This is a genomic window from Thermomonas sp. (assembly GCF_025993755.1).
Lineage (GTDB): Bacteria > Pseudomonadota > Gammaproteobacteria > Xanthomonadales > Xanthomonadaceae > Thermomonas.
The window spans coordinates 57,107-65,832 of the sequence record NZ_JAMQHN010000114.1; the positions used below are offsets into that span (position 1 = coordinate 57,107).

The following is an 8,726-nucleotide window of genomic DNA, read 5'->3' on the forward strand; positions in this document are numbered from 1 at the left end:
GCCATGACCGTGCATCCCATGATCGCCGCGCTGCGCAAGCACAAGGCCGGCGTCACCCTGATCGCGCTGCAGATCGCGCTGACCCTGGCCATCGTGTGCAACGCCATTTTCATCATCGGCCAGCGCGTGGAGCGCGTGAATCGCCCCACCGGCCTCGACGAAAACAACCTGCTGACCGTCACCCAGATGTGGGTCGGTGCCCCGAACGACGCCGAACCCGGCGCGGCCGACAAGCTCGACGCCATGCTGCAGGAAGACCTAGCCGCGCTGCGCGCCTTGCCCGGCGTCGAATCGGTGGCCTCGATCAACTCGCTGCCGCTGGCGAATTCCTCATGGAACGGCGGCGTCTCCACGCATCCCGACGACAAGCTGCTGGGCAACATCACGTCCACCTACTACTTCGGCGACGACCAGTCGTTGTCCACGCTGGGACTGAAGCTGGTTGCCGGGCGCGCGTTCACGGCAGCGGACGTCGGCCACATGGCGTTCCGCGACCAGCGTGACGTGCCCATCGCCATCGTCAGCCAGGAACTGGCCAACCAGCTCTATCCGCAGGGCAATGCGGTCGGCAAGCCGCTGTACATGAACGGCAGCAGCGCCCCGACCACCATCATCGGCATCGTCGAGCGCCTGCAGGTGCCCGCCACCGGAAGCTGGGCCAACCGCTTCGCCTACAACGCCACGCTGATCCCCATGCGCCTGAATTCCACCTTCAGCCGCTACGTCCTCCGCACCCGGCCCGGCCAGATGGACGCGGTCCTGCGCGCGGTGGCTCCGGCGCTGTACAAGGTCAATCCGCTGCGCGTCATCGATGACGACGGCGTCAAGTCCTTCGCCCGGATCCGCCAGCAGGCCTATCGCGGCGACGTCGGCATGGCCATCCTGATGGGCGTGATCTGCCTGATCCTGCTCGCCGTCACCGCCGCCGGCATCGTCGGCCTGACCAGTTTCTGGGTTGGCCAGCGCACCCGCCAGATCGGCATCCGCCGCGCGCTGGGCGCCACCCGCCGCGAGATCCGGCGCTATTTCCAGCTGGAGAACTTCCTGATCGCCAGTCTGGGCATCGCCATCGGCCTGCTGCTGGCCTTTGCCCTCAACCAGCTCCTGATGAGCAAGTACGCGCTGCCGCGCCTGCCGCTGCAGTACCTGCCCGCCGGCGCCCTGACCCTGTGGTTGCTCGGCCAGCTGGCCGTCCTCGGTCCGGCGCGCCGCGCGGCCTCGGTACCCCCGGCCATCGCCACCCGCTCGGCCTGAGTCCACCCCTGCAATCGCTCCTACAATCGCCGCATGCCCAACGTCCTGATCATCGACGACAACGAAGCCGTGGCCACCGCGCTTGAGGTGCTGCTGTCGCTGCACGAGATCCGCAGCGTGCATGCGGATTCGCCGCGCGCCGGGATGGACGTTCTGGCCCGCGAACCGATCGATCTGGTCATCCAGGACATGAACTTCCACGCCGACACCACCTCGGGCGAGGAAGGCGTGGCGCTGTTCCGGCAGATTCGCGCGGAGCATCCGGACCTGCCGGTCATCCTGCTGACCGCGTGGACCCACCTGGAATCGGCGGTGGAGCTGATCAAGGCCGGCGCCGCCGACTATCTGGCCAAACCGTGGGACGACCAGAAGCTGCTGGCCACCATCAACAACCTGCTGGAACTGGGCGAATCGCGGCACCAGCTGGCGCAGGCAACCCAGGGCGAGCGCCAGCGTCGCAGCGCACTGGAGCGCGCCTTCGACCTGCGCGGCACGATCTACGCCGACCCCGCCAGCGAGGCTGCATTGACGCTGGCCTGCCAGGTGGCGCGCGCCGACATCCCGGTGTTGATCACCGGTCCCAACGGCGCCGGAAAGGAACGCTACGCGGAGATCCTGCACTACAACAGCGCGGTGAAATCCGGCCCGTTCGTGGCGCTCAACTGCGGCGCCATCCCGGCTGAACTGATCGAAGCGGAACTGTTCGGCGCCGACGCCGGCGCCTACACCGGCGCCAACAAGCCGCGCGAAGGCAAGTTCGAGGCGGCCGACGGCGGCACTCTGTTCCTGGACGAGATCGGCACCCTGCCGCTGGCCGGGCAGGTGAAATTGCTGCGGATTCTGGAAACGGGTCGTTTCGAACGACTGGGCAGCAATCGCGAGCGCAGCGTCAAGGTGCGCATCGTCAGCGCCACCAATGCCGACCTTCCCGTACTCATTGCCGAAGGCCGGTTTCGCGAAGATCTGTTCTACCGGCTCAACGGCATCGAGCTGCGCGTGCCGCCGCTGGCACAGCGTCCACGCGACATCCTGCCGCTGGCGCGGCATTTCCTGCCCGAGGGCAAGCGCCTGGGCGAAGCGGCCACACGCCTGCTGCAACGCCATCCCTGGCCCGGCAACGTCCGCGAACTGCGCAACGTGATGCAGCGCGCGGCGCTGCTGGCCCACGGCGAGTTGATCGAGCCTGCCGACCTTGCGCTGCCGATGCCGGCACAGCCGGCCCTGACGCCATCCGACGAACCCGACCGCGCATGCATCGAGGCGGCGTTGGAACGCTGCGGCGGCGTGCTCGCGCAGGCCGCGGCCGAGCTCGGGATGTCGCGGCAGGCGCTGTATCGGCGGCTCGACCGGCTCGGCATCTCGCGGGGCTGACATGAACTGGCTGCGCTCCTTTCCGATCGCGTCGAAGTTGATCGCCTGCGCCTGCCTCGGTATCGCACTGGCCGTCGTCGGCACGCTCCTTTTGGGCCGCTGGCTCCCACCTTGGCTTGCGGCAACACTGGCAGCCTGCGCCGGAATCGCCCTGTGCATCGCCCTGATCCAGCGCGTGCTGGCGCCCACGCGCTCGCTGTTTCGCGCGCTGTCCGGCACCGTGGCCAGCTACCGCGACGGCGACTTCAGCTTCGGCATCCACTGGGACAGCGGCGGCGACCTTGGCGATCTGGTCGCGGCCCACAACGCGCTGGGCGACGCCCTGCGCGAGCAGCGACTGGCGCTGGTCCAACGCGAATTGCTGCTGGACACGATGGTGCAGAACACGCCGGTGGCGATGGTGTTGCTGGATCCGGCGCGGCGCATCGTGCTGGGCAACCTGGCCGCACGCAAGATGCTGGGCGAAGGCAAGCGATTGGAAGGCCATCGCTTCGACGAGATCCTGGACAATGCCGAACCCGTCGTGCGGGACGCCTTCGCTCGCGGCGGCGACGGCATGTTCACCGTCGGCAAGGAAGACGACGAGGACATCTACCATCTGTCGCGCCGAAACTTCCGGCTCAACGGCCGAGTGCATGAATTGATCCTGCTGCGCCAACTCACCGCCGAATTGCGCCGGCAGGAAGTGCAGACGTGGAAGAAGGTGATCCGCGTGATCAGCCACGAACTCAACAACTCGCTGGCGCCGATCGCATCGTTGGCACACTCCGGCAACGAACTGCTGCGGCGCGGCCAATACGACCGCCTGCCCTCGGCGCTGGCCACCATCGAAGAGCGCGCGCGCCATCTGGAAGGGTTCATCCGCGACTACGCGCGCTTCGCGAAACTGCCCGCCCCGCACGCAGAGCCGGTGCCCTGGCGGCGATTCATCGCACAGCTGCACGCCCAGGTGCGATTCAGCGACGAACTGCACCCGGAAGATGGCATCGCCCGCTTCGATGCCGCGCAGCTGGAACAGGCCTTGATCAACCTGCTGAAAAACGCCCATGAATCCGGCTCGCCGCCCGATGCGGTTCGCCTGACAATCCGCCACATCCACGAAGGCTGGCGCATCGAAGTCCTCGACCGCGGCAGCGGCATGAACGATGCGGTACTCGCCAACGCGCTGTTGCCGTTTTATTCCACCAAGCGCCACGGCACCGGGCTGGGCCTGGCGCTGGCGCGCGAGATCGCCGAAGCCCACGGCGGGCGGATCGCCCTGCTCAACCGGGAGGATGGCGGGCTCTGCGTGTCGATGGTGCTGCCGAGCTGACCCGCCGCCCGGCATCGGCTACGGGGCAGGAACCGCCCTGAACAGCCCCAGCGCTTCGGCACCGGCATGGGCCTTGCGCTGCGCGGTGAATGCCCACCACGGTCTGGCCGAACCGCCGTCCATGAACGCCACGATCGACAGGAACACGTCGATCACGCACGGGTCGTGGCGCACGCCGGTTTTCCGGCACAGCTGCGCGTACATCGCCCAGGGATCGCGCCCGACCAGCTGCTCCGGTCGCTCGATGCCCAGCAGACGCAGGTCGGCAGCCGTCGCCGGTCCGACGTTGGGCAGGTCGGTCAGCCTGCGAACGGATTCACGCCGGACCTTGGCCGGATTCATGACGATTTCCTCGCCGGGCGCTTCCATCCCGGCAGCGCCAACTGGCGTGCGCGCGCCACCGTGAGCTGATGCGCCGGCGCATCCTTGCTGATGGTCGAGCCCGCGCCGATCGTGGCGCCTTCGCCCACCGTCACCGGCGCCACCAGCGCGCTGTTGGAGCCGATGAAGGCGCCATCCTCGATCGTGGTGACGAACTTGTTCGCGCCGTCGTAATTGCAGGTGATCGTGCCGGCGCCGATGTTCACGCCGGCGCCGACCACCGCATCGCCGAGATAGGTCAGGTGGTTGGCCTTGCTGCCCGTGCCCAGCACGGTCTTCTTGGTTTCGACGAAATTGCCGATGTGCACCCCGTCGGCCAGCACCGTGCCTGGACGCAGCCGCGCAAAGGGCCCGATCTGCGCCGCGCCGTCGACATTGGCGCCCTCGATGTCGCAGTGCGCGCGCACCTCGGTGCCCGCGCCAATCACCGAATCCCGGATCCGGCAGAACGGCCCGATGCGCACGCCGTCGCCCAGGGTCACTTCCCCTTCGAACACCACGTCGACGTCGATCTCGACGTCGCGACCCACGCTCACGCTGCCGCGCACGTCGATCCGCGCCGGATCGGCCAGACGGGCACCCGCGGCGCACAGCGCCCTGGCCTGTCGCGTCTGATAGGCGCGCTCCAGCTGGGCCAGCTGCCACGGATCGTTGGCGCCTTCGGCTTCGACCGGATCGGCGATGGTGACGATCTCCGCTGCCGCAAACTCGTGGGCCGCAGCGGCGAACACATCGGTCAGATAGATTTCGCCCTGGGCGTTGTCGGGGCGCACCCCGGACAGCCAACGCCGCAGCGATGCCGCATCGGCCACGATCATGCCGGTGTTCACCAGCCGGATCCGGCGCTGTTCCTCGTCGGCATCGCGCTGTTCGACGATGGCCGCCGCGTGCCCTTCGGAATTGCGCACGATCCGTCCGTACCCGGTCGGATCGTCCAGTTCCGCGGCCAGGACCGCCAGACTGCGCGTGCTGCCGAGCAGCTTGCGCAAAGTCTCCGGCGTCACCAGCGGCACATCGCCGTAGAGCACCAGCACGCGGGCCCCGTCGGGGATGCCCGGCAATGCCTGCAGCACCGCATGGCCGGTTCCGCGCTGCTGCGCCTGATGCGCCCACTTCAGGCCGAAATGGTCGGCAAAGGCGGCGCGCACCGCCTCGCCACCGTGGCCGTACACCAGATGGATTCCGGCCGGCGCAAGCGCCCGCGCGGCGTCGAGTACATGCGCGAGCATCGGCTGTCCGGCAATGCGCTGCAGCACCTTGGGCAGGGCCGAGCGCATGCGCTTGCCTTCGCCAGCGGCCAGAATGATGACGTGAAGCGGCTGATCCATGGCAATCCCTCGCGTGACCCGCCAATTCTACCGGTCGCGGCGATGCGGGCGCTTCGGCGACAATGCCGCCGATGACGCTGAAACGCCACCTGAGCCGATACGCCGTCAGCGGTCTGCTGCAGTGGGTGCTGGAGTACGCACTCGTGCTGGCGCTCAGCCAGTGGCTGCTGCCGATCGCGCCGGCCAACGTGATTGGCCGCATCTGCGGCGCACTGTTCGGATTCTGGCTCAACGGACGCTGGACCTTCGCCCTCCCGGGCCAGCGTCCCGGTTCCCGCGCGCTGGCACGGTTCTTCGTGGCGTGGCTGCTGCTGACCGCGCTGAATACCGGGCTGGTCGCCTGGTCCGCCCAGCTGGCCGGCCTGCGGACCGCACAACTGCTCAAGCCGTTGGCCGATCTGGTGACGGCGGGCCTCGGGTTTCTTGCCTCGCGGCACTGGATCTATCGCCCCTGATTCAAGGGTTCGACCAAAGTACGATTGCGGCCAGAGGCACTTTCGACTAGCGTCGCCGGACTTGCCGATCATGACTCCCGGGGAGGGGAACATCATGGCGCGGACCTGGGCAGCCTGGATTCTTGCGGCGGCGGCGCTGGCCCTGGGCGGCCACGCGCGGGCGGCCTGCGTGGACAGCGTGGTGATGGTGCACGGCAACGCCGGCCACCCGTCCGATTTCAACAACACCTACGTCGAGCTGCGCGCCCGCGGCTATGCCGACGCCCAGATCTTCCGTCCGGACTGGGGCAGCAAGTCCTGTCCGGCCTGCAACGACCACAGCGGCAGCGAGGAGACGCCGGTCGAAAACGCCCTGATCGACGCCATTGCCAGCTCTTGCACCGGCAAGATCGACGTCATCGCGCACTCCATGGGCGTGACCCTGGCCGCCCGGGAAATCCAGCGGCTTGGCCTGAAGAGCTACGTCGATGCGTTCGTCGGCATCGCCGGCGCGTACCGCGGGATGTGGACCTGCGGCACCTACCCGTGGAACGTGTGGACCCCGACCTGCGGCGCCCAGGGCCTGTCCATCAACAGCCCGTTGCTCAATGGGCTGGCCGGGAAGGAACCGGGAGCCCGCGCGTATTCGATCCAGTCGAACATCGACGAAGTCGTCTGCGCGACCGGCATCTGCACGGTCGGCGGCGTGCATACCTCCACGATCCCGAGCCAGAACGCCGCCTACACCTATCCCTACGGCCACTTCGGGCTGCTGACCCTGACCGCGCAGAAACAGTACGAGTTGATCCACTAGCCATTCCGCGCAAGACTGGGCTGACGTCACCGGAGAGTTGGAATGGCACCGCCCGGATCGTCCGCGGATGCAGTGAAGCGCCGATTCCCCTGGCTGCCCATCGCCTGTCTGGTTTTGTCCGCGCTGCTCGCCATCGCAGGGTTCGCGATGGTCCCGGTGCAGGACGCGGGGATCGCCCGCAATTCCAGCTGGCGCCAGGCAATCGAGCAGGGTCAGGCCAAACCGGTCCCAGTCCGTGTGGCGGGAAAGTACGTCGAGACCCGACCGCGCGGCCGCGCCGGCGCGGAAACCACCATTGGATCGATCTGGACGTCCCCGGCGTCGGTCGGGTACCGACCCGGATGGCGGCATCCGAATGGAACAGCCTGCAGGTGGGGAGCATGTACCCGCATCCGTCCTACGTGTTCGACGGCCGATTGTTCGTCCCGGACCAGGCCACCGTGCCGACCCGCTTCGCCTGGGTCCGGACCACGCTGCCCGTGAGTGGAGTCTTGGCGTTCTTCGGATTCTACGGCCTGCTGCGCGGACGACGATCCTGATCGTTCGAGTCGTACCGCCATTTGGCATATCCGCATCGCCGAGAATCGTCGCAAAGAAAACCTCCTTGAATGCCAAGTGCCCGCCCTTCCCAAGGGTTGCATCTCCCGCGGCAGTCCTGCGCGCACAGCGCCACGTGGCAACCTCGATCACGACGCTACGCCACCGGTGGTCTATCCGGCGTTTCGCGAACTGACGGGGCACGCGTTCCGCAGGGCGTTTCGCACGGCACGTTCCGGCAAGGAATAGGTGAGCTTGGCGATCTTGGCGAAGTGGGAGAGACCCCGTCTTGCCGTTCATCCACCGCACTTGCGCCATCCTGCGGATGCTTTCTTGTCGTGATTTCCCGCCCAAGCGCTCGGCGCCTGGGCGTTCGCCGTCACCACGAAACTCGCTCTGCAAACGGGGATGCTCACCCTCCTTCAGGCGTCGTGCAACACGCGCCGGGCGGCGCTGAAGCGGTCGCCGAACCGGGCGATGCCGTCGGCGCGCATGATGGCGGCGTGGTTGTCGAAATACGCCTGCAATGCGTCCGCGTCGCGCAACCGGTACTGGCAGCACAGGGCAATTCGCCCGGATGGCGACGGCGGGTCGACCACTTCGTACACCTGCGCCGACAGGAAGCCGGGCAGAGCCAGCATCTGCGCGACGTGTTCCTGCAGCCACGCGCGGTAGGCGGCGGCGACGGCGGCATCGACATCGAGATTGACCTCGTAGATCAGCGCGCTCACATCGACACCAGTCCGATCAGGCTGGCGCTGGCGATCGCCAGTCCCAGCAGGATGAGATAGACGACCCCAAGCAGGGCGAACTTCAACAGGGTGATGGGCCAGCCTTGCGCATACACGCGCTTTTGCATCAGCAGCAGATAGACCGGCACCCACAGCAGCAGAAGATCGGCGATCCAGTCGCTCAGCGTGAACACCAGTCTGTTGGTCGCGAACAGTTCGCCCGCCGCGTTGACCAGCAACACCAGCATCACATCCAGGCACAGGAAGGCATGGCTGTGCAGCGCCACCAGCAGGTGTTCCATCATCAGCCGATGCTGGAAGGCATAGGCCAGCTTGAGCAGCAGCGCGAACACCGGCACCAGCACGAACAGAACGCCGGGCGCCGCGCGCAGGGAAGCATCCTTGAAGGCGTCCAGATCCTGCCCCATGCGCGCGAAGTTGGCATTGGCGATACGCACGCGACCGTCCAGCCAGGCATTGGCCGACGCGGGCAGCCAGTCGACGTGCACCGCGCCGGGCGGCGGCGCAGGGAGGTCCTGGGCACCGGCCGCAGGCGTCGCGGAG

9 protein-coding genes and 1 pseudogene are annotated in these 8,726 nt (G+C 67.5%); 6 read left to right on the forward strand and 4 right to left on the reverse strand.

Annotation, left to right across the window (positions count from 1 at the left end):
• The first annotated feature begins 3 nt into the window (after positions 1-3).
• The 3 genes from Q0X16_RS07800 to Q0X16_RS07810 are packed head-to-tail and all read left to right on the forward strand — an operon-like array spanning position 4 to position 3,937.
• On the forward strand, positions 4-1,254 hold the full coding sequence (locus Q0X16_RS07800) for an FtsX-like permease family protein (RefSeq protein WP_297832921.1): 1,251 nt from the start codon (positions 4-6) through the stop codon (positions 1,252-1,254).
• A gap of 33 nt (positions 1,255-1,287) precedes the next feature.
• The gene (locus Q0X16_RS07805; RefSeq protein ID WP_297832923.1) at positions 1,288-2,625 is read left to right on the forward strand and encodes a sigma-54 dependent transcriptional regulator; all 1,338 of its coding nucleotides are present in this window, start codon (positions 1,288-1,290) and stop codon (positions 2,623-2,625) included.
• Position 2,626: 1 nt separating this feature from the next.
• The gene (locus tag Q0X16_RS07810) at positions 2,627-3,937 is read left to right on the forward strand and encodes an ATP-binding protein (protein ID WP_297832926.1); all 1,311 of its coding nucleotides are present in this window, start codon (positions 2,627-2,629) and stop codon (positions 3,935-3,937) included.
• Positions 3,938-3,955: 18 nt separating this feature from the next.
• On the opposite strand, the gene Q0X16_RS07815 is transcribed toward Q0X16_RS07810, so the two are convergent.
• Positions 3,956-4,279 (reverse strand): helix-hairpin-helix domain-containing protein, encoded by a 324-nt coding sequence (locus Q0X16_RS07815; RefSeq protein WP_297832928.1) that lies wholly within the window; start codon positions 4,277-4,279, stop codon positions 3,956-3,958.
• On the reverse strand, positions 4,276-5,646 hold the full coding sequence (gene glmU / locus Q0X16_RS07820; RefSeq protein ID WP_297832931.1) for a bifunctional UDP-N-acetylglucosamine diphosphorylase/glucosamine-1-phosphate N-acetyltransferase GlmU: 1,371 nt from the start codon (positions 5,644-5,646) through the stop codon (positions 4,276-4,278). The genes Q0X16_RS07815 and glmU overlap by 4 nt, the downstream gene beginning before the upstream one ends.
• 71 nt (positions 5,647-5,717) lie before the next feature.
• On the opposite strand from glmU, the gene Q0X16_RS07825 reads away from it, so the two are divergent.
• From Q0X16_RS07825 to Q0X16_RS07835, 3 genes are all read left to right on the forward strand, one after another.
• Complete coding sequence (locus tag Q0X16_RS07825; RefSeq protein WP_297832933.1) at positions 5,718-6,101, forward strand: GtrA family protein; 384 nt, start codon at positions 5,718-5,720, stop codon at positions 6,099-6,101.
• A 94-nt stretch (positions 6,102-6,195) separates the two neighbouring features.
• Positions 6,196-6,894 (forward strand): alpha/beta fold hydrolase, encoded by a 699-nt coding sequence (locus tag Q0X16_RS07830; RefSeq protein ID WP_297832935.1) that lies wholly within the window; start codon positions 6,196-6,198, stop codon positions 6,892-6,894.
• 341 nt (positions 6,895-7,235) lie between these two features.
• Positions 7,236-7,433, forward strand: coding sequence for a hypothetical protein (locus tag Q0X16_RS07835; RefSeq protein ID WP_297832940.1), 198 nt, complete (start codon positions 7,236-7,238; stop codon positions 7,431-7,433).
• A gap of 420 nt (positions 7,434-7,853) precedes the next feature.
• On the opposite strand, the gene Q0X16_RS07840 is transcribed toward Q0X16_RS07835, so the two are convergent.
• Together Q0X16_RS07840 and Q0X16_RS07845 are read right to left on the reverse strand one after the other, a co-directional pair.
• Positions 7,854-8,162, reverse strand: coding sequence for a DUF4286 family protein (locus tag Q0X16_RS07840; protein ID WP_297832937.1), 309 nt, complete (start codon positions 8,160-8,162; stop codon positions 7,854-7,856).
• A pseudogene (locus Q0X16_RS07845) lies at positions 8,159-8,726 on the reverse strand (hypothetical protein); the annotation flags it as partial. The gene Q0X16_RS07840 and the pseudogene Q0X16_RS07845, both read right to left, overlap by 4 nt.